This window comes from Rhodococcus sp. Z13_19A (assembly GCF_058133575.1).
Genome location: NZ_JBYUNN010000004.1, coordinates 506,618 through 532,471, shown reverse-complemented (window position 1 = coordinate 532,471; position 25,854 = coordinate 506,618). Strand labels below are relative to the sequence as shown.

Here is a 25,854-nt window from a genome sequence, read left to right as displayed (position 1 = left end):
GATGCGCGTGGTAGTCGCCGGCTCCTCCGGCCTGATCGGCACAGCCCTGGTGGCTCACCTGCGCGCAGGTGGGCACGAGGTGCTGCGGCTGGTCCGGCGCACGGCGGGAGCCGGCGACGAGCACGAGTGGGACCCTGCGGCCGGCCACGGTGCCGACGCCGCGCTCGACGGCGCCGACGCCGTGGTGAACCTCTGCGGCGTCGGCATCGGCGACAAGCGCTGGACCGGCAGCTACAAGCAGCAGATCCGGGACAGCCGCATCGCCCCTACCGAGGTGCTGGCCCGGGCAGTGCTCGCCCAGGGCGTGCCCACCTTCCTCAGCGCCAGTGCCGTCGGCTACTACGGCGACACCGGCGACGCGGTCGTCACCGAGGCGTCCCCGGCCGGACCGGACTTCCTCTCCCAGGTCTGCGCCGACTGGGAGGGCGCCGCCCTGCCCGCGGCAGCGGCCGCCCGCGTGGTGCTGCTGCGCACCGGGCTGGTCCTCGCCCCCAGCGGCGGACTGCTGGGCCGGCTCAAGCCGCTGTACTCCCTGGGCCTGGGCGGGCGCCTGGGCAGCGGCCGGCAGTACTACCCGTGGGTCTCCCTGGACGACCAGGTCGCCGCCATCGCCTTCGCGCTGGAGAACCCAGCCATCTCCGGCCCGATGAACGTCACCGGGCCCGCGCCGGTCACCAACGCCGAGTTCTCCCGTGCGCTCGCCGCGGTGCTGCACCGCCCCGCCCCGTGGGTGGTGCCCGGCTTCGCCCTGCGCGCCGTCCTCGGGGAGTTCGCCACCGAGGGCGTGCTGGCCGGGCAGCGGGCCGTGCCCGCGGTGCTGCAGCAGGCCGGCTACCGGTTCCGGCACGCTGACGGTGCGTCCGCCCTACGGGCAGCCTGCCGCTGAGCGCGCCGGGCGTAGCGTGTGCGCCCATGAGCGCACCCACCCGTTCGCTGCGGGCCGGCCACGACGCCGTGGTGGTCTCCCGGCACGGACTCCTCGACTACACCGAGGCCCTGGCCCTGCAGCGCGCCCACGCTGCGGCCCGCGCCGACGGCACCGGTGCGGACACGCTGATGCTGCTGGAGCACCCGCCGGTGTACACCGCGGGGCGGCGCACCACCGACGAGGAGCGCCCCACCGACGGCACCCCGGTGATCGACGTGGACCGCGGCGGCAAGATCACCTGGCACGGCCCCGGCCAGCTGGTCGGCTACCCCATCATCGGGCTGGCCGAGCCGCTCGACGTGGTGGACTACGTCCGGCGCCTGGAGCAGGCCCTGATCACCGTCTGCGACGACCTCGGCGTGCCCACGGGACGCGTGGACGGCCGGTCCGGGGTGTGGCTGGCGGCCACCAGCACCCAGCCCGAGCGCAAGATCGCCGCCATCGGCGTGCGGGTGCAGCGCGGGGTCACTCTGCACGGGTTCGCCCTCAACTGCAGTGCCGACCTGCGCAGCTTCGACAGCATCGTTCCGTGCGGCATCACCGACGCCGGGGTCACCTCGCTCACCCGCGAGCTGAACCGGCAGGTCGAGCCCGCCGACGTGGTCGACGCCGTCACCACCGCGGTGCTGGCCGCGCTCGAGGGTGCGCTGCCGCTGACCGAGCGGGACCTGCCGCGGCGCCCCCTGCAGGTACCCGGCCTTGACCTGCACCTGGGTTCCCTGGCCAGCAGCCAACCCTGATCACAGGGTATGCATAGAGAATGAACGTTCGAGCGACGCGCCCCACGTGGACCGAGATCGACATGCTGGACCAGAGCGGCCGCACCATCGTGGTGACCGGTGGGACCGGGGCGCTGGGTCTGCGGTCGGCCTGTGCGCTGGCCGAGCGTGGGGGCAAGGTGCTCATCACCGCCCGCAACCCCGAGCGGGGAGCTGCTGCGCTCGAGGAGGTCACCGCCTGCGCCACCGGGCAGCGCCCCGAGCTGGTGCAGCTCGACCTGGGGGACCTCAGCTCGGTGCGCCACGCCGCGGCCGACATCCGCGAGCGCACCGGTGACTCCGTGCACGCGCTGATCAACAACGCCGGCATCATGGCTCCGCCGCTGACCCTCACGGTGGACGGCTTCGAGTCGCAGTGGGCCACCAACCACCTGGGCCACGCTGCGCTCACCTGGCTGCTCTACCCCGCGCTGACCGCCACCCAGGGCGCTCGGGTGGTCACCGTCTCCAGCGTCACCGCACGCTTCGCCAAGATCTCCCCGCTGCGACTGGACGCGCAGAGCCGCGGCGCCGACTACAACCCGCAGTCCGCCTACTCCCGCTCCAAGCTGGCCAACCTGCTCTTCGCCTTCGAGCTGCACCGCCGTCTGCGGGTGGACGCCCCGCACGTGCTGAGCGTGGCTGCGCACCCCGGCTTTGCCGCCACCAACCTGGCCAACAGCATGCAGCGCGGCCCGCGCAGCCTCACCGGCCGCGTCACGGAGTTCGGCATCGGCCTGCTGGGCCAGACGCCTCGCCGGGGTGCGCTGCCCCAGCTCTACGCGGCCACCGCGCCCGGAGTGCTCAGTGGCGAGTACTACGGCCCCTCCGGACTCGGGCAGCTGCGCGGCGCCCCAGAGCTCATCGGGCCCTCCCCCGTCGCCCAGGACGAGCGGCTGGCCAAGGTGGTGTGGTCACTCAGCGGGCAGCAGTCCGGCATCGTTCCCGCGCCCAGCCTCATCCACCCGTCGGGACCGTCCAACCGCATCTCGCACGGCTGACTCGCCGCCCCAGGGGTGTCCGTTCGCCGGGCGTAGGATCCGGGACGTGACTGTGGCACCAGAGGGACGCAAGCTTCTCCGCATCGAGACCCGCAACGCCGAGACGCCGATCGAGCGCAAGCCGAGCTGGATCCGCACCACCGCGAAGATGGGCCCCCAGTTCACCGAGCTCAAGGGCCTGGTGAAGCGGGAGGGCCTGCACACGGTGTGCGAGGAGGCGGGCTGTCCCAACATCTACGAGTGCTGGGAAGACCGCGAGGCGACCTTCCTGATCGGCGGCGAGCAGTGCACCCGCCGCTGCGACTTCTGCCAGATCGACACCGGCAAGCCCGCCGCGCTCGACCGCGACGAGCCGCGCCGGGTGGCCGAGAGCGTGCAGGCGATGGGCCTGCGCTACTCCACCATCACCGGCGTCGCCCGCGACGACCTGCCCGACGGCGGTGCGTGGCTGTACGCCGAGACCGTCCGCCGAATCCACCACCTCAACCCGGACACCGGCGTGGAGCTGCTCATCCCCGACTTCACCGCCCAGCCCGACCAGCTGGCCGAGGTCTTCTCCTCCCGCCCGGAGGTGCTGGCCCACAACGTGGAGACCGTGCCCCGGATCTTCAAGCGGATCCGTCCCGCCTTCCGCTACCAGCGCTCGCTGGACGTCATCACCGCCGCCCGCGAGGACGGCCTGGTCACCAAGTCCAACCTGATCCTGGGCATGGGCGAGACCTTCGACGAGGTGACCGAGGCGATGTCGGACCTGCAGCAGGCCGGCTGCGAGATCCTCACCATCACCCAGTACCTGCGGCCCAGCCCGCTGCACCACCCCGTGGACCGCTGGGTCAAGCCGGAGGAGTTCATCGCTCACTCCGAGGCGGCCACCGCCATGGGCTTCTCCGCCGTGATGTCCGGGCCGCTGGTGCGCTCCAGCTACCGCGCCGGCCGGCTGTTCACCCAGGCCGTCACCCACCGGGGCGACGTCGTGCCGGAGAACCTGCGCCACCTCGCCGAGGCCGGCACGGCCCGCCAGGAGGCCAGCGCGCTGCTCGCGCGCTGACTCCGGGCCACCGGCGGCGAGCGGAGGGTGCCTCCGCCGTATCCTGGGAGGCATGGCGAAGGGCAAGCCCGACAAGGCGGCAAAAGCAGAGGCTCGGCGCGTGCGCAAGCAGGCGTCGAAGGAGCGTCGTGGCCAGATGTGGCAGGCGTTCCAGATGCAGCGCAAGGAGGACAAGGCGCTGCTGCCGATCCTGGTGGGCACCGTGGTGCTCACCACCCTGGTGCTCTTCGGGCTCGGCTACCTCATCGGCATCCAGTGGCTCACCCTGCCGTTCGGCCTCGTCATGGGTGTGCTCATCGCGTTCGTCGTGTTCGGCCGCCGCCTGCAGCGCAGCGTCTACACCAAGGCCGAGGGCCAGCCCGGTGCCGCCGGGTGGGCGCTGGAGAACATGCGTGGCGCGTGGCGGGTCAAGTCCGCCGTTGCTGCCACCACCCAGTTCGATGCCGTGCACCGCGTGGTCGGGCGTCCCGGCGTCATCCTGGTCGCCGAGGGTGCCCCGCACCGGGTGAAGGGTCTGCTGGCGCAGGAGAAGAAGAAGGTCGCCCGCCTGGTCGGCGACACCCCCATCTACGACATCGTGGTGGGCAACGAGGAGGGCCAGGTTCCGCTGAGCAAGCTGCAGCGGCACGTGGCCAAGCTGCCTCGCAACATCGACACCAAGCGGATGGACACCATCGACTCCCGGCTGTCGGCACTGAGCTCGCGCGGCGGTGGCCCGGCCATCCCCAAGGGGCCCAACCCCGCCGGCGCCAAGATCCGCAACCCGCAGCGCACCGCTCGCCGCCGCTAGGACACCCGGGTGCCGGGGCCCGGTCAGCGCGGGATCAGCGGGAGCGGATCACGGCGGTGCTGGTGAGCCGGTCCTGCACGCCGCGGCCGTCGCCGTCGGTGAACAGCGCCGGCAGCACGAGCCCCACCAGGGCGACGCGCACGACGGAGCGCCACAGCCCCACCGGCGCCTCCCGGTCGACGCGGGCCACCCCGATGCCCACGGCGGCCTGGCCGGGCGTCATCGAGAACAAGGCCACCGAGATGATCGACACAACCGCCCAGACGGCCAGGTTCCAGGACATCGAACCGATCGCCGCGGCGATCACCGTGGCGATGGCCCAGTCGATGGCCAGCCCCCCGGCCCGACGGCCCACGGTGGCCAGCGCACGTGGCCCAGTCTCGGGCAGCCCCAAGCGTTCTCCCCGGTAGCGTGCGGGCTTGCCGTCGGCTCCCATGGGCAGCCCCGCTGCCGATCCGGACAGCCAGGAACCGGTGATTCGTGCCATGCGGTCCAGGGTAGGCGGGCCCGCACGGGGCAGGGACCACCCCTCCCGCCCCGTCCCCGTAACATTGGCGAAACATACGGTTGACTACCGGGCAACAAGGCCTGTTTACAGTCAGAGCCCGTTGCAAACCCGCACGCTCTTGCCGCGCGGGACCGAGCGAAGGAGCCACTAGGTTGTTCAAAAATTCTGAAGAGGTCCTGAAGTACCTGGCTGACGAGGACATCGAGTACGTCGACATCAGGTTCTGCGACCTGCCCGGCGTGATGCAGCACTTCACCGTGCCGGCCAAGGCCTTCACCCAGGACGTCTTCGACGACGGCCTCGCCTTCGACGGCTCCTCGGTGCGTGGATTCCAGTCCATCCACGAGTCCGACATGATGCTGCTGCCCGACCCGGCGACGGCGCACCTGGACCCGTTCCGTGCCGCCAAGACGCTGAACATGAGCTTCTTCGTGCACGACCCGTTCACCCGCGAGTCCTACAGCCGCGACCCCCGCAACGTCGCCCGCAAGGCCGAGGAGTACCTGGCCAGCACCGGCATCGCCGACACCTGCTTCTTCGGGGCGGAGGCCGAGTTCTACATCTTCGACTCGGTCACCTTCGACTCCCAGCCCAACGGCACGTTCTACAAGCTCGACGCCGAGGCGGGCTGGTGGAACACCGGCCGCGAGAACGAGCTGGACGGCTCCCCCAACCTGGGGCACAAGACCCGCTACAAGGGTGGCTACTTCCCCGTGGCCCCGGCCGACCACTACGTCGACCTGCGCGACACGATGTCCACCAACCTGCAGAACGCCGGCTTCGAGCTGGAGCGCCTGCACAGCGAGGTGGGCTCCGGCGGCCAGGCCGAGATCAACTACAAGTTCAACACCCTGCTGCACGCCGCCGACGACGTGATGCGCTTCAAGTACATCATCAAGAACACCGCCAAGGCCGCGGGCAAGACGGTGACGTTCATGCCCAAGCCGCTCTTCGGTGACAACGGCTCCGGCATGCACTGCCACCAGTCGCTGTGGAAGGACGGCGTGCCGCTGTTCCACGACGAGGCCGGCTACGCGGGCCTGTCCGACGTCGCCCGGCACTACATCGGCGGCATCCTGCACCACGCCCCGAGCCTGCTGGCGTTCACCAACCCGACGGTGAACTCCTACCACCGCCTGGTGCCGGGCTACGAGGCGCCGATCAACCTGGTGTACTCCCAGCGCAACCGCTCGGCGTGTGTCCGCATCCCGATCACGGGCAACAACCCCAAGGCCAAGCGCATCGAGTTCCGCTCCCCCGACTCCTCGGGCAACCCGTACCTGGCCTTCGCCGCCATGATGATGGCCGGCCTGGACGGGGTGAAGAACAAGATCGAGCCCGCCGCCCCGGTGGACAAGGACCTCTACGAGCTGCCGCCCGAGGAGGCCAAGGACATCGCGCAGGCTCCGACCTCGCTGCCCGCCGTGATCGACCGCCTCGAGGCCGACCACGACTACCTGCTCGAGGGTGGTGTCTTCACGCCCGACCTCATCGAGACCTGGATCGAGATGAAGCGCACCAACGAGATCGACCCCGTCCGGCTGCGCCCGCACCCGTACGAGTTCTCCCTGTACTACGACTGCTGAGCACCTGAGCTGATCGACCGAGAGCCCGCACCAGTCCTGGTGCGGGCTCTCGGCGTTGGTGTGCGTGGAGGGGTGGCGCGATGTTCTCGACGGCGGGGCTGCTGATCGGGGTGGCCGTGCTCGGCCCGAGCCTGCTGCTCCTGGTCGCACCGCCCCAGGAGGGCCTGGCGGCACTGGGTGCGGGCACCACCACCACCGACCGGGTGCTCACCGTGCTGGAGCGGCTGGGCCAGGCGGGGGTGCTGGTGGCGCTGGTGCTGTCCGGCGACCGGTACTCCGCGCCGCTGGACGGCTGGTTCGCCGTGGGCGCGGCGCTGCTGGCCGGCTACTACGCGCTGTGGCTGCGGTACCTGCTGCGCGGACGGCACCTGGCGCTGCTGTTCGGCCCGCTCGCCGGGGTGCCGGTGCCGCTGGCGGTGCTGCCGGTGCTTGCCCTGGGCTGCGCAGCGGCGTGGGGTCGCTCGGTGTGGCTGGGCACAGCCGTGGTGGTGCTGGCGGCCGGGCACTGGCCCACCAGCTGGCGCACCTGGCGGCGGCTCGAGCAGCCGACCGCCGCCTCGGCGTGAGCTCCTAGCCGCGGGTGGGCACCACGATGGGCACCTGGGTGCGGGGATGGCGGATGACGTCGATGGACACCCCGTAGAGCTCGGAGAGCAGGTCGGGGCGCAGCACCTCCTCGGGGCTGCCACAGCCCACCACCCGCCCGTCACCGAGCACCACCACGCGGTCGGCGTGCACCGCGGCCGCGGACAGGTCGTGCAGCACCACCACCACGGCGCAGCCCTGCTCGGCGCGGCGGCGCATCAGGTCCATCACCGCCTCCTGGTGGCCGATGTCCAGCGCCGCGGTGGGCTCGTCCAGCAGCAGCACCTGGGTGTCCTGGGCCAGCACCCGCGCCAGCGCCACCCGGGCGCGCTCGCCGCCGGAGAGCTCGGTGAACCGGCGCTGGTCGAGGTGGGCGACGTCGGCTGCGGCCATCGACGCGGCGATGATGCGCTCGTCGTCAGCGGGCATGCTGGTCGCCGCCCAGGGGTGGCGCCCCATCGCCACCACCTCGTGGGCGCTGAAGGGAAAGCCCACCCCGTGCTGCTGCGGCAGCACCGCGCGGCGCCGGGCCCGCTCCCCGTCGGAGAACCGGCTGAGCTCGCGCTGGTGCAGCTGCACGGTGCCGGCCGCGGGTGCCACGTCGCCGGCGAGCACGCCGAGGGCGGTGGACTTGCCCGCCCCGTTGGGACCCACCAGCACCAGCACCTCCCCGGCCCGCACCTGCGCCGTGAAGTCGTCCAGCACGGTGCGCCCCCCGCGGCGCACCACCACCCCGGCGCAGCTGAGCAGTGGGGTCCCGGCCGGCGCGGTCGCCGGTGCACCCTCGGGGGCACGCCCGAACGGCAGGCGCATCACGACCAGCCGCCCTGGCGAGCACGGGTGCGCAGGATCAGCACGAAGAACACCGGACCGCCCACCAGCGCGGTGAGCATGCCCAGCGGGAGGTCAGCGTTGTGCACCAGGGTGCGGGCGCCCATGTCGGCCACCAGCAGCACCAGGGCACCGGCGACCGCGCTGGCGGGCACCAGCAGCCGGTGGCCGGGGCCGACCAGCATGCGCACCGCGTGCGGCACCACCAGGCCGACGAAGGCGATGATGCCGGTGAACGCCACGGCGGCGGCCACCAGCAGCGCGACCAGGGCGACCACGGACAGCCGCAGCCGCTCCACGTTCACGCCGAGGTGGCGCGCGGGGGCCTCCCCCAGGGCCAGCAGGTCCAGCTGGTGCGACAGCAGCACGGCTCCGAGAGCTCCGAGCACGATGGGTCCGGTGGCGAGGGCCACCGCCTCCCAGGTGGCGCTGCCCAGGGTGCCCAGCTGCCAGAACACGATCTGGTCGCGGGCGGTGGGTGAGCTGATGTAGGTGAACAGCGCGATCAGTCCGCCGGCGACGGCGTTGATGGCCACGCCCGCCAGCACCAGCGTGATCACGTCGGTGCGCTGGTGGGAGCGCGCCATCGCGTAGACCAGCATGGTGGTGAGCAGGCCACCGACGAAGGCGGCGCCGGCCACGCCCCACACCGCGGTGCCGGCGCCGCCGATGACGATGGCGGCACTGGCACCCACCGCCGCACCGGAGGACACCCCGATGACGCCGGGCTCGGCCAGGGGGTTGGCGAAGGCGCCCTGCAGCAGGGCCCCTGCGCAGCCCAGCGCCGCCCCGACCAGCAGCCCCAGCGCCACCCGCGGGAAGCGGACGTGCCAGAGGGTGTCGGTGGCCGCCGGGTGGGCGGGGCTGTCCAGCCAGTCCAGGCCCACCCCGTGCAGCAGCACGCCGAGCACCTCGGTGGGCGAGGTGGGGACCTGCCCGATGCAGGCGGCGAGGATGGCCGCGGCCACCGTGGCCAGCACCAGGACAGGCAGCAGCGTGCGGCGCAGCGTGGGCTGCAGCCGCCCGCGGCGGGACCCGCCGCGCGCCGGCGTGGCCGGCACGGTGGCCGGTGCGGCCTCCCCCACGCGCTGCGGACGCACCCTCTGGGTCGTCACTGTCCGGCGCTGCGGTGCACTGCCTCGCCCAGCGCCCGGATGACGTCACCGGTGTCGGCGCCGAAGCTGAGCAGGTCGGTGTCGTCCATGACCACCACGCGCCGGTTCTGCCCGGCCGGGGTCTGGGCGATGCCCGGCACCTGCAGCAGGCCGTCGATGCCGCCCACCGACTCCAGCCCGTGCGTCATCAGCAGCAGCACGTCCGGCTTGGCCACGATCAGCGCCTCGGGGGTGATGGGGGTGTAGGCGGTGCCGAGGCCGGAGTCCACCCCGGCGTCGACCTCGCCGATCGCGGCGATCAGCTCGTCGGCCCCGGAGCCCTTGCCGCCCATCATCGCCACCGAGGTGCCGCGCAGGTACAGGAACGCCACCCGCTCCCCCGTGGCGCGCTGGCGGGCCTGGGCGGTCGCGTCGGTGATGGCGGTGGCGGCGTGCTCGGCGAGCTGGCGGCCCTGGTCGGGAACACCCAGCGCCGTCCCGACCGCGGCCACGAGCCCGCCCACGCCCGCGACCGTCCGGTCACCGGGGAAGGTCACCACCGGGATGCCCGCGTCACGCAGCTGCTGCACGGCCGAGCGAGGGCCGATGCTGCCGTCGGTGAGCACCACGGTGGGCCGCAGGCCCAGCACGGCCTCGGCGTTGAGCTGGTGGCCGCCGGGGGTGATCACCGGCAGGTCGTGCACCTCGGGGAAGTCGGTGGCCAGGTCGCGGCCCACCAGCCGCTCCCCCAGGCCGAGCGCGAACACCGTCTGCCCCAGGGTGCCGTTGCGGTCCACGGCGACGATGCGATCGGCCGAGGTGACGGTGACCGGGCTGCCGTCGGCCGAGGCCACCGTCACCGGCAGCGTCGGCGCAGCTGTGGTGGCGACGATGCGTGGTGACTCCTGGGCCAGCGTCGCCGTGACCGGTGCGGAGGAGGAGGAGGAGGAGGAGGAGGCGGTGTCCCCGGCCGCCGAGCAGCCGGCCAGCACGGCGCCGGTCAGCAGCACGACGGCGACTGTTCGGAGGGGCCGGGAACGGACCCGGGCGGGGCTGGTGCGGTGCACGGCCGAGCTCACCGGGTGGCGGGGTGGCCGCCGACGTGGGCGTCGAGGTCCACGAAGAGCGCCTGGTTGAGCCCGAACGCCACGATCGCCTCCGCCACCACGCGCTGCGCACCGTCCTCGTCCACGTCCAGCGCGTCGAGCTTGGCCCGGTAGGCGTCCTTGTACGGCTTGGTCTTCGGGATCAGCGGGAAGTCGTAGAACTCCAGGCCCTCGTGCGTCAGACCCAGGTGTTCCTGCAGCTTGCGGCGCATGATCTGTCCACCCGAGAGATCGCCGAGGTAGCGGGTGTAGTGGTGCGCCACGAAGGCCAGCGGGTCCTTCGCCGCCACCGTCTCCAGCCGGTCGACGTAGGCCGAGGTCGCCGCCAGCGGGGTGACCGCCGCGCGCCAGCCAGGCTCCCCGAAGAGGTGGTCGAGGTCGCGCTCGAGAGCCGCCAGCCGCAGCAGTGCCTGGTCCACGAAGACCCCGGCGAGCGGGTCGTCGGCCAGTCGCTCACCGGCCCGCTCCAGCGCCCGGTAGAGGAACCAGGACTGCACCAGCAGCTCGCGGTAGTCCGCCCGGCTGAGGTGTCCCTCCACCAGGTTGGTGACGAAGTCCTGGCTCTCGGCCTGCTCGTGGACGGCCCGGGTCTCGTCCTTGAGCCGAGCGGCGAGGGACTGGGTCATGGCGGTCTCCCTTGAGTCAGCGCCAGGCGAGCGACGACCGCCGGCCCCGGTGCCACAGTGATATAAGTAAACCCATCCTAACTGAGTGAAGCCTAACCTAATGGCGACCTTTCCACTGGCCGGTCAGGACCCTCGGCCCCGCTGCCCACCTGCCAACCCTCACCACTGGAGCCCCCGATGAACCGTCGCACCGCCGCCACCGCCCTGGCCACCCTCTCGACGGGCGCCCTGCTCGGCCTCGCCCCCGGCACCGCCCTCGCCGCCGAGAACGTCGACCTCACCGTGACCAAGTCCGCGGACGTGCAGCCGGGCGAGAAGCTCACCGTCAGCGGCACCGGCGCCGACCCGCAGGCCGGCTACTACGTCGCCCTGTGCGCCGCCGGCACCACCAGCCCCAAGGGTCCCGACTGCCTGGGTGACCGCACCCAGCCCGGCACCCAGGTGTGGCTGAGCAACTCCCCCGGCGGCACGGCCAAGCTGGGCGCTGACGGCACGTTCAGCACCGAGCTGACCGTCCTCGCCAACGGCACCACCTCCACCGGCAAGGCCATCGACTGCACCACCACCGCCTGCGAGGTCACGCTCTTCCACGACCACCGCAACGGCTTCGACACCGTCGCGACCGTGCCGCTGAAGCTCGCCGCAGCCAGCTCGAGCAGCGCCACCCCCGCCACCAGCACCCCGTCCGCCGGCGCCCCCGCAGACTCCGCCACCACCAACACCGCGGCGGAGTCCGAGGACAGCAGCAGCGCCACCGGCTGGATCATCGGCGGGGTGGTCGTGGTGGTCGCTGCTGCCGCTGCCGCCCTGTATGTCCGGTCCCGGCGAAACGTCGGCTGAGCGGCGAGATCGGCAGCGACGGCGTCTGCGGTGCGCCGTACGGTGGGGGGTCGTGACCAGTACCGGCGCCGACTCCGGCGCACCCAGCCCGCGCGATGACCAGACGGGTGCCACCTCCCGCAGCAGCGGGGCGGTGCGCACCGACCAGGCGGCGAGCACGCGACCGCACGTCAACCCGTGGCTGTCGCTGACGGCCACCCTGATCGCGGTGTTCATGCAGCTGCTGGACGTGTCGATCGTGAACGTGGCGCTGCCGAGCATCTCCACCGAGCTGGGTGCGTCCTTCTCCACCCTGCAGCTGGTGATCACCGCCTACACGCTGGCCTTCGCCTGCACCCTGATCACCGCCGCCCGGCTGGGTGACCTCTACGGCCGGCGCAAGGTCTTCCTGCTCGCGCTCGCCTCGTTCACCATCGCCTCGGTGCTCTGCGGCATCGCGCAGAGCCCGGTGGAGCTGATCGGGGCCCGCTTCCTGCAGGGGCTCACCGCCGGGATGATGCTGGCGCAGACGCTGGCCATCATCACCTCCACCTTCCCCGCCGAGCAGCGCGGCAAGGTGTTCGGCATCTACGGCGCCACCATCGGGATGGCCACCATCCTGGGCCCGACCCTGGGCGGCGCCCTCATCTCCTGGGACGTCCTCGGCCTGGAGTGGCGGGCGATCTTCCTGGTCAACGTGCCGCTCGGGATCATCGCGCTGCTGTTCGGCTACCGACACCTGGTGGACAGCCGCGCGGAGTCCGCTCAACGCCTCGACCTGCCCGGCGTGGGGCTGTCGGTGCTGGGCCTGTTCCTGGTGGTCTACCCGCTGGCGGAGGGCCGTGAGCGGGACTGGCCCACCTGGTTGGTGCTGATGCTGGTGGCGTCGGTGCCGGTGCTGCTGGGCTTCGTGCTCCACGAGTACCGCCGTGGGCGGCGCAACGACTCCCCGCTGGTGGAGCTGCGAGTGTTCCGGGACCGCGCGTTCAGCGTGGGCTGTGTGATGGCGCTGCTGTTCTTCAGCTGCCTCATCTCGTTCTTCTTCACCATCTCCCTCACCCTGCAGGCGGGCTTCGGGTTCACCGCCCTGCACTCGGGGCTGATGACGCTGCCGTTCGCGCTCGGCTCGGCCGTGGCCTCGGGCTCGTCCAACAAGGTGGCCCAGAAGCTGGGCAGCCGGGTGCTCATCGTGGGTGCCGGGGTGCTGGCGGTGGGGCTGCTGTCGCTCTCGGTGGTGATGAACCAGCAGGGCACCTCTCCGCACTGGCTGGCCTACGCCGCACCGCTGCTGGTGTCCGGCGCCGGCCTGGGGCTGTTCATCGCTCCGCTGCAGACCATCATCCTGTCGGAGGTCAAGCAGGAGCACGCCGGCTCCGCCTCGGGGCTGCTGCCCACCTTCCAGCAGCTCGGCGGCTCCGTGGGGCTGGCGGTGATCGGCGTGCTGTTCTTCACCTTCATCGGCAACCAGGGACAGGCCGCGGTGCAGAACGTCACCCCGGAGCTCACCCAGCAGGTGGCCGTGAGCGGGCTGCCCGCGCCGGCGCAGTCGGAGATCATCGGCTCGTTCGGCACCTGCGCCGAGCGGCGGCTGTCGTCGGCCGACCCCACCTCGGCGCCCCCCGGGTGCGAGCCCGCCACCGCCACCCCGGGCAGCCCACAGGCGCAGGTGGGCCCGGCGCTGGCCGCGGCGGGCAAGGAGGTGGGTGGCCAGGCCTTCCTGCAGGGCCAGCGCCGCACGCTGTGGGTGTTCTCCGGGGTGCTGGTGGTGGTGATGGCGCTCGCGCTGGCGCTGCCCCGCCGCACCTCCGGCCACGGCGGGCCCTCCCGCGGCACCGCCGCCTGAGCACGGTCCGGGGCGCAACCGCCGCGCCCCGGACCAACCATCAGGTGCTCAGGTGCCGAAGGAGTGTTCCACCACGCCACGGGCCCGCCGGGTGACCTTGCGGTAGTGGTCCATGAAGGCGCCTGGGTCGTCGTCGGACCAGCCGGCGGCCGTGGCCACCGCGGCCAGCACCCGCCCCGGACCGGGCAGCTGGTCAGCGGGCTTGCCCCGCACCAGCACCAGCGCGTTGCGGGCCAGGGTGGCGGTCAGCCACGCCGTGCGCAGGGTCTCCGCGTCGGCGGCCGACAGCAGCTCGGCCGCACCGGCGGCCTCCAGCGCCTGCAGGGTGGAGGTGGTGCGCAGCGACGCGATCTCGTGGCCGAAGCGCAGCTGCAGCAGCTGCACCGTCCACTCCACGTCGGCGAGCCCACCGCGCCCGAGCTTGGTGTGGGTGGCCGGGTCGGCGCCGCGCGGCAGCCGCTCGGAGTCCACCCGGGCCTTGATCCGGCGGATCTCCCGGATGGTGGCGGCGTCCACCCCACCGTCGGGGTAGCGCACGTCGTCCACCATGGCGCAGAAGCGCTCGCCCAGCTCCCGGTCGCCGGCCACCGCGCGGGCCCGCAGCAGGGCCTGCGCCTCCCACGGCGCCGACCACTGCTGGTAGTAGGAGCGGTAGGAGGACAGCGTCCGCACCATCGGGCCGCTGCGGCCCTCCGGACGCAGCCCGGTGTCCACCTCCAGCGGCGGGTCGGAGCTGGCCTTGGCCAGCAGCGCACGCACCTTGTCGGCCACCCGCGACGCCCACCGCACCGCGGTCTGCTCGTCGGCGTCTCCCCGGGGCTCGCAGACGAAGAGCACGTCGGCGTCCGAGCCGTAGCCCAGCTCGGCGCCGCCCAGGCGGCCCATGCCGATCACCGCGATGGCCGCCGGAGCCTCGCCGTCACCGCGGGCCTCGGCGGCCACCGAGCTCAGCGCGGCGTCGAGCACCGCCGCCCACACCGAGGACAGCGCGGCGCAGACCTGGGGGACGTCGAGCAGCCCCAGCAGGTCGGCGCTGGCCACCCGGGCCAGCTCGTGGCGACGCAGCCCGCGGGCCGCCTCCACCGCGCGCTGCGGGTCGCGGTGGCGCCCGGCGCTCACCTGCAGGCTCTGCGCGACGTCGGCGGGCTCCACCTCCAGCAGCCGCGGCCCGCTGGGGCTGTCGGCGTAGAGGCGGAGGACCTCCGGTGCCCGGATGAGCAGGTCGGGCAGGTAGCTGGAGGTGCCCAGCACCCGCATCAGCCGCTTGGCCACCGCGCCCTCGTCGCGCAGCGTCCGCAGGTACCAGGGGGTCTCCCCCAGCGCGTCGGACAGCCGCCGGTAGGCCAGCAGCCCGCCGTCGGGGTTGGGGGTGTCGGCCAGCCAGCCCAGCAGGATCGGCAGCAGCACCGTCTGCAGCTGGCTGCGTCGTGAGGACCCCGCGGTGAGCGCGCGCAGGTGGTTCAGCGCGCTCTCCGGGGAGGTGTAGCCCAGCGCGGCCAGCTGGCGGGCGGCGGAGTCCTCCGACAGCCGCAGCTCCTCCGGCTCCGAGCGGGCCACCGCCTCCAGCAGCGGGCGGTAGAAGAGCTTCTGGTGCAGCCGGCGCACCCGCACCGCGTTGCGCCGGATCTCCGCGGCCAGCACCCCGGCGGCGTCGGTGCGACCGTCCGGGCGCACGTGCGCCGCCCGGGCCAGCCAGCGCATCGCGGCGGCGTCGTCGGGGTCGGGCAGGGTGTGCGTGCGCCGCATCTGCTGCAGCTGCAGGCGGTGCTCGAGCAGGCGCAGGAACTCGTAGGAGGCGGTGAGGTTGGCGCCGTCCTCGCGGCCGACGTAGCCGCTGGAGGACAGCGCACCCAGGGCGTCCACGGTGGACTGCACGTGCAGCGCCTCGTCGAAGCGGCCGTGCACCAGCTGCAGCAGCTGGACGGCGAACTCCACGTCGCGCAGGCTGCCGCTGCCCAGCTTGATCTCGCGGTCGCGCAGCTCGGCGGGGACGTTCTGCTCCACCCGGCGGCGCATCGCCTGCACCTCGGGCACGAAGTCCTCCCGCTGCGAGGCCGTCCACACCATCGGCGAGACCGCGTCGATGTACTCCTGGCCCAGGGCCATGTCGCCGGTCATCGCTCGGGCCTTGAGCAGGGCCTGGAACTCCCAGGTCTTCGCCCAGCGCTGGTAGTAGGCCAGGTGCGACTCCACCGTGCGCACCAGCGCCCCGGAGCGGCCCTCCGGACGCAGCCCGGCGTCCACCTCGAAGAAGGCGCTGCTGCCGATGCGGACCATCGCGCCGGCCAGCCGGTTGGCCACCGCGTCGGCGGGCTCGCCCACGAAGATCACGTCCACGTCGCTGACGTAGTTGAGCTCGCGGGCCCCGCACTTGCCCATGGCGATCACCGCGAGCCGGGTGCTGCAGGGCTCGTCCCCGCACACCTCGGCCACGGCCACGGCCAGGGCGGCGGTGAGCGCGGCGTCGGCCAGGTTGGCCAGGTGCAGGCCCACCTCCTTGTACGGCAGGACGGGCAGGTCCTCCACGGTGGCGGCCAGGTCGGCAGCGGCGAGCACCAGGGTGCGGTCGCGGTAGGCCGTGCGCAGCGCCGCCACGGCGTCGGAGCCGGTGAGCAGCGACCGCCACAGCGCGCTGCCGGGCTCGGGCTTGGCGTGCACCACGCCGAGCAGCTCTTCCTGCAGCTGCTCCACGCCCGGCAGCTCGATGTGCTCACCGGCCAGCAGCTGCCAGGTGTCGCCGTGGGCCACCAGGTGGTCGCTCAGCGCCGTTGAGGAGCCCAGGACGCCGAACAGCCTGCCGCGCAACGGCTTCTCGGTGAGCAGTCGCTTCGACAGCTCTTCCCAGCGCGACTCGGAAGACTCCGACAGGCGCTCCAGGCCGCGCAGGGCCAGGTCTGCGTCGGGCGAGCGGGACAGCGCCCAGAGCACCTCACGGTGCTTGTCGGTGGTCCAGCCCAGCTTGGCCAACACGTCCGCTGCACCCGGGTCGATCAGTCCCAGCCGGCCGGGGGTGGGCAGAGCCGAGCGGTAGCGATCAGAAGTTGTCACGACTCTCCGAGCAGGGGTAGGTCGATCCGCGTGGACTTCGGGCGGTGCGCGTCGGCGATCCCGACGAACGTGGCGACGATCGGCCGCCACGTCTCGGCGAGGTCGGCGTGGCCGTCCTCGAGCACGCCCGGTTGGTGCTGTGCCGGCGGCATGGTGGCCGCGGTCTCCGGGTTCTCCGTCATCCACCGGCGCACCAGCTCCGGCGTGGTCTCGATGTGGAACTGCAGGCCCCACGCCGTCGCACCCACGCGGTAGGCCTGGTTCGGGCAGCGCTGCCCGGCCACCAGCAGGGTGGCGTCGGCGGGCAGGCGGTGCACCTCGTCGGCGTGGAACTGCAGCACGTCGGGAGTGAAGGGCAGGGTGGCCAGCAGTGGGTCGGCCGCGGCGGCGTCCCGCTTGGCCACCAGCCGCAGGCCCGCCTCGGGACCGTCGGGCATGCGGCGCACGTCGCCACCCGTGGCCAGCGCCAGCAGCTGGGCACCCAGGCAGATCCCCAGCACCGGGGTGCCGGTGCGGACCGCGGCGCCGAGCAGGGCGCGCACGTCGGCCAGCCACGGGTGCTCGGCGTCGTCGGCGGCGCCCATCGCCCCGCCCAGGCAGACCAGCGCGTCCACCCCGGCGAGGTCGGCCGGCACCGGCTCACCGGCGAAGGGCCGCACCAGCCGGAGGTCCGCACCCGCCTCGACCAACCAGTCCTGCATCGGTCCGAGCGGATCGTCCGCCGCCGGCTGCAGGACGAGGACAGTGCTCACGGGCAGAGCCTAGCCACCAGCCGTGCCGCCGCTACAGGTTGAGGTAGGTCTTGAGCTCGTACGGCGTCACGTTGCGCCGGTAGCTGTCCCACTCCGCGCGCTTGTTTCGCAGGAAGTAGTCGAAGACGTGCTCGCCCAAGGCATCTGCCACCAGCTCCGAGCTCTCCATCAGCCGCAGCGCCTCGCTGAGGTTCTGCGGCAGCTCCTGGTAGCCCATCGCTCGGCGCTCGGCCTCGCTCAACGAGGACACGTCATCCTCCGACGCCGGCGGCAGCTCGTAGCCCTCCTCGATGCCCTTGAGCCCGGCCGCCAGCATCACGGCGAAGGTCAGGTAGGGGTTGCACGCGGAGTCCGGGGTACGGATCTCGATGCGTCGCGAGGAGGCCTTGCCCGGGGTGTACATCGGCACCCGGACCAGGGCGGAGCGGTTGGCCGCGCCCCACGCGGAAGCGGTGGGTGCCTCGCCGCCGGTGATCAGGCGCTTGTAGGAGTTCACCCACTGGTTGGTGACGGCACACAGCTCGGGGGCGTGGCGCAGGATTCCGCCGATGAACGCCTTGCCGGTGGCGCTGAGCTGGTTGGGGTCGTCGGGGTCGTGGAAGGCGTTGGTGTCGCCCTCGAACAGGCTCATGTGGGTGTGCATCGCCGAGCCGGCCTCGTCACGGAAGGGCTTGGGCATGAACGAGGCGCGCACTCCCTCGTTGATGGCCACCTCCTTGATGACGTAGCGGAAGGTCATCACGTTGTCGGCCATGCTCAGCGCGTCGGCGTAGCGCAGGTCGATCTCCTGCTGGCCGGGGGCGGCCTCGTGGTGGCTGAACTCCACCGAGATGCCCATGGACTCCAGCGCCTCGATGGCGTGGCGGCGGAAGTTCGGCGCCTCGTCGTTGACGGCCTGGTCGAAGTAGCCGCCGGAGTCCGCCGGGATCGGCACCGAGCCGTCGACGGGTCCCGGGCGCAGCAGGAAGAACTCGATCTCCGGGTGCACGTAGCAGGTGAAGCCCATGGCCTTGGCCCGGTTGAGCTGGCGGCGCAGCACGTGGCGCGGGTCGGCCCAGGACGGCGAGCCGTCGGGCATGACGATGTCGCAGAAGATGCGGGCGGAGTGCTGCTCGCCGCCATCGGAGTCCACCCAGGGCAGGATCTGGAACGTGGACGGGTCGGGCTTGGCCACGGTGTCGGCCTCCGACACCCGCGAGAAGCCCTCCACCGACGAGCCGTCGAAGCCGATGCCCTCCGCGAAGGCGCCCTCCAGCTCGGCAGGAGCGATCGCCACCGACTTGAGGTAGCCGAGCACGTCGGTAAACCACAGGCGCACGAACTTGATGTCGCGCTCTTCCAGGGTGCGGAGCACGAACTCCTGCTGACGATCCATAGCGGTGACCCTAGGCATTCCGGGTTACAAGCGTGTGTCGAGGGTCCTTGAGCGTCAGCACCGGGTGCCCTCCTCCGGCAGCTTCAGGTCCTCCAGGTAGGCGGTGACCACCTCGTCCACGCAGGACTGGCCCTGCAGCGCAACGGTGTGCTGGTTGCCCTCAAAGCTGAGCAGGCGGGCCTGCAGCTGGCGGGCCAGGTCGACCCCGGCCGCGTACGGGGTGGCGGGGTCGCCGGTGGTGGAGATGACCAGAACCTCCGGCAGGTCCGGGGCGCTGACCGGGTGCGGGGTGGACGTGGCGGGGACCCGCCAGAACGCGCAGGTGTCCAGCGCGGCGGCCCCGGTGGCGCGGCCGTCGTCCAGGAACGGCGCGACCTTGCGGTACTGGGTCTCGGCGGCGTCGTTGGTGGCGCGGTCGGTCAGCGGCGGGTCGTCCACGCACCGGATGGCGTTGAAGGCGTCGTTGGTGTTGTTGTACGAGCCGTCGGCGTTGCGGCCCTCGTAGAGGTCGGCCAGCGCCAGCAGGGTGTCGCCCTTGCCCGCGGCGAGCTGGGCCAGCCCGGCCCGCAGCGCGCTCCACAGCTGCGGGGAGTACAGCGCCTGCAGCGTGCCGGTCTGGGAGTCGGCGTAGCTGAGCCCGCGCGGGTCCCTGGTGGTCACGGGGGCGGCGACGAGCGGGTTGACCAGCTGGCGGTAGCGGACCACCGCCGCCTCCGGGACTGGTCCCAGCGGGCAGTCGCTGAGCTTGACGCAGTCGGCGACGAACGCGTCGAACGCGCCCTGGAAGCCCTGGCCCTGCAGCACCAGCTCCTGCACCGGGTCGGCCATCGGGTCGACGGCGCCGTCGAGCACCAGGGCCCGCACGTTGGCCGGGAACGCCTCGGCGTAGGCCGTGCCGATGCGGGTGCCGTAGGAGTAGCCCAGGTAGGTCAGCTTCTGCTCGCCGAGCACCGAGCGCAGCACGTCCATGTCCTTGACCACCTCACGGGTGCCGACGTGGGCGAGCACGTCCACCCCGACCCGGTCGGCGCAGGTGTTGGCGTAGTCCTTGGCCACCTGCTCGCTGCGGGCGATGCCGGCCGGGGAGGTGTCCACGTCCACCAGCGCGCGGCGGGCGTCGTTCTCCGGCCCGGTCAGGCAGGTCACCGCCGGCTCTGACGCGCCGACCCCGCGCGGGTCGAAGCCGACGAGGTCGAAGTGCTCCCCGACCGGGGTGCCGGCGACCGCCGAGGCCAGGTCGGCGGCCAGGCCCATGCCCGAGGCCCCCGGTCCGCCGGGGTTGACCACCAGCGACCCGGTGCGGGCCCCGCTGGCCGCCTTGCGCAACACGCCCACCGTCACCTGCCGGCCCGCCGGCTGGGCGTAGTCCAGCGGCACGGTCATCCGGGCGCACTCCAGCCCGTCGGCGGCGTAGGCCTGCTGGCTGTCCGGGCTGACCGCGAACTTCTCGCAGTCGCCCCAGGTGAGCGTCTGGGCGTAGAACTCCCCCAGCCCCTCCGGCACCGGGCCCACCGGCATGCCCGGGCTGGCCGAGACGCTCGGCGGGCCGGCGACCACCGGCTCCCCACCGTCGGCGGCGCAGCCGGTCAGCGCCAGCACCACGGCCCCACCCACGGCGATCCCGGCGGCCACCCGGCGGGTGCGGGGGCGCTGCCGCCACGGACGGGGCGGGCTCGGGGCGGGCGGGCTCGGGTGGCGCAGCGTCATGGGAGCGATCGTGCCACGCCCGCACCCGCACAGTGGTGACCCGACAGGGCCGTTCACCGTCGGCGCCCCCGTGCGCACCCGCCGATTAGGCTCACGCCCATGCCTCAGCTGCGACTGGCCCTCGCCCAGGTCAACCCGTGCGTCGGCGACCTGAGCAGCAACACCGACCTGGTGCTCGAGTGGACCCGGCGCGCCGTGCAGGGCGGTGCCCACGTGGTGCTGCTGCCGGAGATGGTGCTCACCGGGTACCCGGTGGAGGACCTGGCGCTGCGTCGCTCGTTCGCAGCGGCCTCGCGCCAGGCGCTGGACGCCCTGGCCGGCCGGCTGGCCGAGGCGGGCTGCGGCGACGCCTGCGTGGTGGTCGGCTACCTCGACCACGACGACCAGGGCGCCCGCAACTGCGCCGCGGTGCTGCAGGACGGCGTGGTGCAGGCCCGCTACACCAAGCACCACCTGCCCAACTACGGCGTCTTCGACGAGTTCCGCTACTTCGCCGCCGGCGACGACCTGCCGGTGCTGCGGGTGCACGGCCTGGACCTGGGCATCGTGATCTGCGAGGACATCTGGCAGGACCACGGCCCGGTGGCCGCCTACGGCGAGGCGGGGGTGGACCTGCTGCTGTGCCTGAACGGCTCGCCCTACGAGCGCAGCAAGGACGACACCCGCGGCGCGCTGGTGGCCCGGCGCGCGGCCGAGGCGGGCGCGGCGATCGCCTACGTCAACCTGGTGGGCGGACAGGACGAGCTGGTCTTCGACGGCGACTCCATGGTGGTGAACGCTGCCGGTGACGTCCTGGCGCGGGCGCCGCAGTTCAGCGAGCACCTGCTGCTGGTGGACGTGGACCTGGCCGCCGGCGGCGAGCGCGCGCAGGCGGTGCCGGGCTGGCAGCTGCAGCGGGTGACGCTGTCGCCGGAGCCGCTGCCGGCGTGGGAGCCGCAGCAGGCCCCGGTGGTGGCAGCACTGTCGGAGCCGGCGGAGGTGTGGGGCGCGCTGGTCACCGGGCTGCGCGACTACGTGCACAAGAACCACTTCGCCTCGGTGGTGCTGGGCCTGTCCGGGGGCATCGACTCGGCGGTGGTGGCCGCGCTGGCGGTGGACGCGCTCGGCCCGGACGCGGTGCACGGGGTGTCGCTGCCGTCGTCGTACTCCTCCGAGCACTCCCGCTCCGACGCCGACGACCTGGCCAAGCGCACCGGGCTGCACTACCGGGTGGAGCCGATCGCGCCGCTGGTGGACGCCTTCGTCCAGCAGCTGCACCTCACCGGGCTGGCCGAGGAGAACGTGCAGGCCCGCTGCCGCGGTGTGACGCTGATGGGGCTGTCCAACGCCGAGGGCCACCTGGTGCTGGCCACCGGCAACAAGAGCGAGCTCGCGGTGGGCTACTCCACCATCTACGGCGACGCCGTGGGCGGGTTCGCCCCGATCAAGGACGTGCCCAAGACGATGGTGTGGGAGCTGGCGCGGTGGCGCAACGCCGCGGCCGCCGAGCGCGGGGAGACCCCGCCCATCCCCGACGCGTCGATCACCAAGGAGCCCTCGGCCGAGCTGCGGCCGGGCCAGCTCGACAGCGACTCGCTGCCGGACTACGCGGTGCTGGACGAGATCCTGGCCCGCTACGTGGAGGGCGACGCCAGCTTCGCAGAGATGGTGGCCGACGGCTTCGACCCCGAGCTGGTGGAGGACGTGGTGCGCAAGGTCGACCGCGCGGAGTACAAGCGGCGCCAGTACCCGCCGGGCACCAAGATCGGCGTCAAGGCCTTCGGCCGGGACCGCCGGCTGCCGCTGACCAACAGCTGGCGCGAGCGCGCCCCGGAGCAGCAAACGTGACGAAGGTCGCTCCCGTGCGGAACCTGACGCTGCGAGTGGCACGATTTGCGCTGTCAGCACCGTGCAACCCGGGGACCCGACGAGGGCCTCGAGGGAGGATGGACAACGATGTCCGCAACCAGCCACGACCAGACCCAGCCCGCCGAGACCCCACCCGCTGAGACCCGGCCCTACGGCGGCACCCCGGCTGAGCCCCAGCGCCGCGGCAAGACCCGCACGCACCACATCGCGGCGATGAAGGAGCGTGGCGAGCGCTGGGCCATGCTCACCGCCTACGACTACTCCAGCGCCAAGATCTTCGACGAGGCCGGCATCCCGGTGCTCCTGGTGGGCGACTCCGCCGCCAACGTGGTCTACGGCTACGAGACCACCGTCCCGGTGACCGTGGACGAGCTGCTGCCGCTGGTGCGCGGTGTGGTCCGGGGCGCTCCGCACGCCCTGGTGGTGGCCGACCTGCCCTTCGGCACCTACGAGGCCAGCCCGGAGCAGGCCGTCGCCACCGCGGTGCGCTTCCTCAAGGAGGGCCTGGCCCACGCGGTGAAGCTGGAGGGCGGCGAGCGGGTGGCCCCGCAGATCGCCGCGATCACCGCCGCGGGGATCCCGGTGATGGCCCACATCGGCTTCACCCCGCAGAGCGTCAACGGCCTGGGCGGCTTCCGGGTGCAGGGCCGCGGCAGCGGTGCCGACCAGCTCGTCGCCGACGCCCTCGCCGTGCAGGACGCCGGTGCGTTCTCCGTGGTGATGGAGATGGTCCCGGCCCACCTGGCCGAGGAGATCACGGCCAAGCTGGGCATCGCCACCGTCGGCATCGGGGCCGGCCCGGCCTGCGACGGCCAGGTGCTGGTGTGGCAGGACATGGCGGGGATGAGCTCGGGCAAGGGCCCCAAGTTCGTCAAGCGCTTCGGCGAGGTGGGCAGCGCCCTGGGCGACGCCGCGTCGGCCTACGCCGAGGAGGTCCGGGCCGGGTCCTTCCCCGCCCCGGAGCACTGCTTCTAGCCAGGGCGAGCCGCACGCCGCCGGGGCGCACCCGTGCCCGGTGGCGCGCGGCCCACGCTCCCGCCGACCGGTACGGGCAACCCGGGAGCAAAGCCGCTGGTCACCCCGCTGCCACCCGGGTAGACGTTTCAGTGGACAGTCGTGCATCATGGCCCCACCCAGTCCTGTGAACTGCATCACGCAGACCTGAGTGCCGTTGGTCATCCGATCACGAGGGGGCTCCCGCCGTGCCAGCAAGATCCGTACCACTGCCGCAACTGCGTCGGCGCACCTGGACGGCGGCGGGCGCCGCAGCTGCAGCGCTGGGCGCCACGGCCATGGAGGTCCGTCGCCGGATGCAGGAGACCAAGGATCCCGCCGCCGCGCTGCACCCGGACGTGGACCTGCTGCGCGGTGCCGCCTCCCGGCTCACCACTCCCCTGCTGCCCGACGACTACCTGCACCTGCTCAACCCGTTGTGGTCGGCGCGGGAGCTGCGCGGCAAGGTGGTCAAGGTGGTCAAGGAGACCGACACCGCCGCCACGCTGGTGATCAAGCCCGGCTGGGGCTGGTCCTTCGACTACAAGCCCGGCCAGTACGTCGGGATCGCCACCCAGCTGGAGGGCCACTGGTACTGGCGCTCGTACTCGTTGACGTCCTCGCCGCGCCGCGACCAGGGCCACATCTCCATCACCGTGAAGGCCACGCCGGAGGGCTTCGTCTCCAACCACCTGGTCAACGGGGTGGAGCCGGGCTCCATCGTGCGGCTGGCCTCTCCCAAGGGGGACTTCACCCTGCCCGACCCGCCCCCGGCGAAGGCGCTGTTCCTCACCGCCGGCAGCGGCATCACCCCGGTGATGGGCATGCTGCGCACCCTCAAGCGGCGCGGCGGCATGACGGACATCCTGCTCATCCACTCCGCCCCCGACGCCGCGGACATGCTCTTCCGCGAGGAGCTGAAGCAGCTGGAGGCGGACTTCCCGACCTTCCGGCTGCACGAGCAGCTCACCAGGGAGAAGGGCAAGCTGCAGCTCAAGGACCTCGGCGAGGTCTGCCCGGACTGGACGGAGCGCCAGACCTGGGCGTGCGGTCCGGCGCCGATGCTGGACTCCGCCGAGGAGCACTGGAAGCAGCACAACCTGTCCGAGCAGCTGCACATGGAGCGCTTCACGGTGGCGCTGTCGGGGGGCGGCGGCGAGGGCGGCACGGTCACCTACCAGGTGTCCGACAAGACCATCGAGGTGGACGGGGCCACCACGCTGCTGGACGCCGGCGAGAAGGCCGGCATCCAGATGCCCTTCGGCTGCCGGATGGGCATCTGCCAGTCCTGCGTGGTGCCGCTGCTGGAGGGCAGCGTGCGCGACCTGCGCTCGGGGCAGGACCACCACGAGGGCGACCGAATTCAGACTTGCGTCTCCGCTGCCGCGGGCGACTGCGTACTCGAAGCTTAGGGGAGAAGAGCATGGCAATCACCGACATCAAGGCCTACGCGCACCTGACCGAGGCCGACGTGGAGAACCTCGGCCGAGAGCTGGACGCGATCCGGCGCGACGTGGAGGAGTCCCGCGGCGACAAGGACGCCGCCTACATCCGCAAGGCGATCCAGCTGCAGCGCGGCCTGGCCGCCGGTGGCCGCATCACCCTCTTCGCCAGCGCCTTCCCACCTGCCTGGGTGGCCGGCACCGCCATGCTCGGCGCGGCCAAGATCATCGAGAACATGGAGCTGGGCCACAACATCATCCACGGCCAGTGGGACTGGATGAACGACCCGGAGATCCACTCCACCAGCTGGGAGTGGGACACCACGTGCCCGTCCTCACACTGGAAGCACTCGCACAACTACATCCACCACAAGTACACCAACGTCGTCGGCAAGGACAACGACGTGGGCTACGGCATCCTGCGCGTCACCCGGGACCAGAAGTGGCACCCCATCAACCTGGGGCAGCCGCTCTACAACGCCATGCTGGCCACGCTGTTCCAGTACGGGGTGGCCCTGCACGACCTGAACATCGAGGCGATCCGCAAGCGGGAGAAGCCGCTGAGCGAGGCCTGGGCCCAGCTGAAGGTGATCGGCCGCAAGGTCGGCAAGCAGATGGGCAAGGACTACGTGGTCTACCCCCTGCTCACCGGCCCGGCGTTCGTCTCCACGCTCACCGCCAACGCCACGGCCAACCTCATCCGCAACCTGTGGTCCTACACGGTGATCTTCTGCGGCCACTTCCCCGACCGTGCGGAGAAGTTCACCGAGGCCGAGCTGGAGCGGGAGACCCCGCCGGAGTGGTACCTGCGCCAGCTGCTGGGCTCGGCCAACTTCCGCGGCGGCAAGCTCATGACGTTCATGAGCGGCAACCTGAACTACCAGATCGAGCACCACCTGTTCCCCGACCTGCCCAGCAACCGCTACATCGAGATCGCTGAGCGGGTCAAGGCGCTGTGCGAGAAGTACCAGCTGCCGTACACCACCGGCTCGCTGGCCCACCAGTACTGGCAGACGCTGCGCACCATCTGGAAGCTGTCGCTGCCGGACCGCTTCCTCACGGCCACTGCCGACGACGCACCGGAGACGGCCTCGGAGCGCAAGTACGAGCTGCGTGCGGTGGCCTGAGCAGCTGACCAGCCAGGCGCTGGGGTGACCTCGGCCGAC

General features: G+C 72.4%; 21 protein-coding genes and 1 pseudogene. 13 read left to right on the top strand and 9 right to left on the bottom strand.

Going from position 1 to position 25,854, the window contains the following annotated elements; genetic code table 11:
• Position 1 precedes the first annotated feature (1 nt).
• The 5 genes from AC3YNX_RS17495 to AC3YNX_RS17475 are packed head-to-tail and all read left to right on the top strand — an operon-like array spanning position 2 to position 4,525.
• The gene (locus AC3YNX_RS17495) at positions 2–886 is read left to right on the top strand and encodes a TIGR01777 family oxidoreductase (RefSeq protein WP_489996269.1); all 885 of its coding nucleotides are present in this window, start codon (positions 2–4) and stop codon (positions 884–886) included.
• A 26-nt stretch (positions 887–912) separates the two neighbouring features.
• Complete coding sequence (gene lipB, locus AC3YNX_RS17490) at positions 913–1,668, top strand: lipoyl(octanoyl) transferase LipB (RefSeq protein WP_127783372.1); 756 nt, start codon at positions 913–915, stop codon at positions 1,666–1,668.
• Positions 1,669–1,688: 20 nt separating this feature from the next.
• Positions 1,689–2,687, top strand: coding sequence for an oxidoreductase (locus AC3YNX_RS17485; RefSeq protein WP_127783373.1), 999 nt, complete (start codon positions 1,689–1,691; stop codon positions 2,685–2,687).
• Positions 2,688–2,733: 46 nt separating this feature from the next.
• A complete protein-coding gene (lipA, locus tag AC3YNX_RS17480) occupies positions 2,734–3,735 on the top strand; it encodes a lipoyl synthase (RefSeq protein ID WP_489996268.1) in 1,002 nt (333 codons plus the stop codon).
• A gap of 52 nt (positions 3,736–3,787) precedes the next feature.
• Positions 3,788–4,525 (top strand): DUF4191 domain-containing protein, encoded by a 738-nt coding sequence (locus tag AC3YNX_RS17475; protein WP_127783375.1) that lies wholly within the window; start codon positions 3,788–3,790, stop codon positions 4,523–4,525.
• Positions 4,526–4,559: 34 nt separating this feature from the next.
• On the opposite strand, the gene AC3YNX_RS17470 is transcribed toward AC3YNX_RS17475, so the two are convergent.
• Positions 4,560–5,012, bottom strand: coding sequence for an RDD family protein (locus tag AC3YNX_RS17470; protein WP_489982921.1), 453 nt, complete (start codon positions 5,010–5,012; stop codon positions 4,560–4,562).
• Between the two features lie 173 nt (positions 5,013–5,185).
• Between AC3YNX_RS17470 and glnA the strand changes: the two genes are divergently transcribed.
• Positions 5,186–6,619: a type I glutamate--ammonia ligase gene (glnA, locus tag AC3YNX_RS17465; protein ID WP_127783377.1), complete on the top strand. Its 1,434-nt coding sequence runs from the start codon at positions 5,186–5,188 to the stop codon at positions 6,617–6,619.
• Between the two features lie 80 nt (positions 6,620–6,699).
• Complete coding sequence (locus AC3YNX_RS17460; RefSeq protein WP_241248894.1) at positions 6,700–7,185, top strand: hypothetical protein; 486 nt, start codon at positions 6,700–6,702, stop codon at positions 7,183–7,185.
• 4 nt (positions 7,186–7,189) lie between these two features.
• On the opposite strand, the gene AC3YNX_RS17455 is transcribed toward AC3YNX_RS17460, so the two are convergent.
• From AC3YNX_RS17455 to AC3YNX_RS17440, 4 genes are all read right to left on the bottom strand, one after another.
• Positions 7,190–8,017, bottom strand: a complete 828-nt coding sequence (locus AC3YNX_RS17455; protein WP_489996267.1) for a heme ABC transporter ATP-binding protein — start codon at positions 8,015–8,017, stop codon at positions 7,190–7,192.
• Positions 8,017–9,042: a FecCD family ABC transporter permease gene (locus AC3YNX_RS17450; RefSeq protein ID WP_489996298.1), complete on the bottom strand. Its 1,026-nt coding sequence runs from the start codon at positions 9,040–9,042 to the stop codon at positions 8,017–8,019. The genes AC3YNX_RS17455 and AC3YNX_RS17450 overlap by 1 nt, the downstream gene beginning before the upstream one ends.
• 104 nt (positions 9,043–9,146) lie before the next feature.
• Complete coding sequence (locus tag AC3YNX_RS17445; RefSeq protein ID WP_489996266.1) at positions 9,147–10,139, bottom strand: heme/hemin ABC transporter substrate-binding protein; 993 nt, start codon at positions 10,137–10,139, stop codon at positions 9,147–9,149.
• 65 nt (positions 10,140–10,204) lie between these two features.
• Entirely contained in the window at positions 10,205–10,861 is a 657-nt protein-coding gene (locus AC3YNX_RS17440) for a biliverdin-producing heme oxygenase (RefSeq protein WP_489996265.1), read from the bottom strand.
• 177 nt (positions 10,862–11,038) lie between these two features.
• Between AC3YNX_RS17440 and AC3YNX_RS17435 the strand changes: the two genes are divergently transcribed.
• Together AC3YNX_RS17435 and AC3YNX_RS17430 are read left to right on the top strand one after the other, a co-directional pair.
• Positions 11,039–11,701, top strand: coding sequence for a neocarzinostatin apoprotein domain-containing protein (locus AC3YNX_RS17435; protein WP_489982916.1), 663 nt, complete (start codon positions 11,039–11,041; stop codon positions 11,699–11,701).
• A 52-nt stretch (positions 11,702–11,753) separates the two neighbouring features.
• Positions 11,754–13,523 (top strand): MFS transporter, encoded by a 1,770-nt coding sequence (locus AC3YNX_RS17430; RefSeq protein WP_489996264.1) that lies wholly within the window; start codon positions 11,754–11,756, stop codon positions 13,521–13,523.
• A gap of 48 nt (positions 13,524–13,571) precedes the next feature.
• On the opposite strand, the gene AC3YNX_RS17425 is transcribed toward AC3YNX_RS17430, so the two are convergent.
• Genes AC3YNX_RS17425 through AC3YNX_RS17410 form a run of 4 tightly spaced genes read right to left on the bottom strand, consistent with a single transcriptional unit; the run spans position 13,572 to position 20,405 of the window.
• A complete protein-coding gene (locus AC3YNX_RS17425) occupies positions 13,572–16,571 on the bottom strand; it encodes a bifunctional [glutamine synthetase] adenylyltransferase/[glutamine synthetase]-adenylyl-L-tyrosine phosphorylase (RefSeq protein ID WP_127783381.1) in 3,000 nt (999 codons plus the stop codon).
• Positions 16,568–17,323, bottom strand: a complete 756-nt coding sequence (locus AC3YNX_RS17420) for a type 1 glutamine amidotransferase (RefSeq protein ID WP_489996263.1) — start codon at positions 17,321–17,323, stop codon at positions 16,568–16,570. Before AC3YNX_RS17420 ends, AC3YNX_RS17425 begins: the two co-directional genes overlap by 4 nt.
• A 31-nt stretch (positions 17,324–17,354) precedes the next feature.
• A complete protein-coding gene (locus AC3YNX_RS17415) occupies positions 17,355–18,698 on the bottom strand; it encodes a glutamine synthetase family protein (RefSeq protein WP_127783383.1) in 1,344 nt (447 codons plus the stop codon).
• A 54-nt stretch (positions 18,699–18,752) separates the two neighbouring features.
• Positions 18,753–20,405: an alpha/beta hydrolase gene (locus AC3YNX_RS17410; RefSeq protein WP_489996262.1), complete on the bottom strand. Its 1,653-nt coding sequence runs from the start codon at positions 20,403–20,405 to the stop codon at positions 18,753–18,755.
• Between the two features lie 99 nt (positions 20,406–20,504).
• Between AC3YNX_RS17410 and AC3YNX_RS17405 the strand changes: the two genes are divergently transcribed.
• The 4 genes and pseudogenes from AC3YNX_RS17405 to AC3YNX_RS17390 form a co-directional block, all read left to right on the top strand.
• Positions 20,505–22,232 (top strand): NAD+ synthase, encoded by a 1,728-nt coding sequence (locus AC3YNX_RS17405; RefSeq protein ID WP_489996261.1) that lies wholly within the window; start codon positions 20,505–20,507, stop codon positions 22,230–22,232.
• A gap of 108 nt (positions 22,233–22,340) precedes the next feature.
• Positions 22,341–23,228, top strand: a complete 888-nt coding sequence (gene panB / locus AC3YNX_RS17400) for a 3-methyl-2-oxobutanoate hydroxymethyltransferase (RefSeq protein ID WP_489996260.1) — start codon at positions 22,341–22,343, stop codon at positions 23,226–23,228.
• A 335-nt stretch (positions 23,229–23,563) separates the two neighbouring features.
• Entirely contained in the window at positions 23,564–24,658 is a 1,095-nt protein-coding gene (locus AC3YNX_RS17395; RefSeq protein WP_241248897.1) for a ferredoxin reductase, read from the top strand.
• A gap of 11 nt (positions 24,659–24,669) precedes the next feature.
• Positions 24,670–25,803 (top strand): annotated as a pseudogene (locus AC3YNX_RS17390) (fatty acid desaturase family protein); the annotation flags it as partial.
• Positions 25,804–25,854: the final 51 nt, after the last annotated feature.

Coding starts and splice junctions, on each gene's coding strand:
- AC3YNX_RS17495 (WP_489996269.1), top strand. CDS start 2: ATGCGCGTGGTAGTCGCCGGCTCCTCCGGCCTGATCGGCACAGCCCTG.
- lipB (WP_127783372.1), top strand. CDS start 913: ATGAGCGCACCCACCCGTTCGCTGCGGGCCGGCCACGACGCCGTGGTG.
- AC3YNX_RS17485 (WP_127783373.1), top strand. CDS start 1,689: ATGAACGTTCGAGCGACGCGCCCCACGTGGACCGAGATCGACATGCTG.
- AC3YNX_RS17475 (WP_127783375.1), top strand. CDS start 3,788: ATGGCGAAGGGCAAGCCCGACAAGGCGGCAAAAGCAGAGGCTCGGCGC.
- AC3YNX_RS17470 (WP_489982921.1), bottom strand. CDS start 5,012: ATGGCACGAATCACCGGTTCCTGGCTGTCCGGATCGGCAGCGGGGCTG.
- AC3YNX_RS17460 (WP_241248894.1), top strand. CDS start 6,700: ATGTTCTCGACGGCGGGGCTGCTGATCGGGGTGGCCGTGCTCGGCCCG.
- AC3YNX_RS17455 (WP_489996267.1), bottom strand. CDS start 8,017: ATGCGCCTGCCGTTCGGGCGTGCCCCCGAGGGTGCACCGGCGACCGCG.
- AC3YNX_RS17440 (WP_489996265.1), bottom strand. CDS start 10,861: ATGACCCAGTCCCTCGCCGCTCGGCTCAAGGACGAGACCCGGGCCGTC.
- AC3YNX_RS17435 (WP_489982916.1), top strand. CDS start 11,039: ATGAACCGTCGCACCGCCGCCACCGCCCTGGCCACCCTCTCGACGGGC.
- AC3YNX_RS17415 (WP_127783383.1), bottom strand. CDS start 18,698: ATGGATCGTCAGCAGGAGTTCGTGCTCCGCACCCTGGAAGAGCGCGAC.
- AC3YNX_RS17410 (WP_489996262.1), bottom strand. CDS start 20,405: ATGACGCTGCGCCACCCGAGCCCGCCCGCCCCGAGCCCGCCCCGTCCG.
- AC3YNX_RS17405 (WP_489996261.1), top strand. CDS start 20,505: ATGCCTCAGCTGCGACTGGCCCTCGCCCAGGTCAACCCGTGCGTCGGC.
- panB (WP_489996260.1), top strand. CDS start 22,341: ATGTCCGCAACCAGCCACGACCAGACCCAGCCCGCCGAGACCCCACCC.
- AC3YNX_RS17395 (WP_241248897.1), top strand. CDS start 23,564: ATGCAGGAGACCAAGGATCCCGCCGCCGCGCTGCACCCGGACGTGGAC.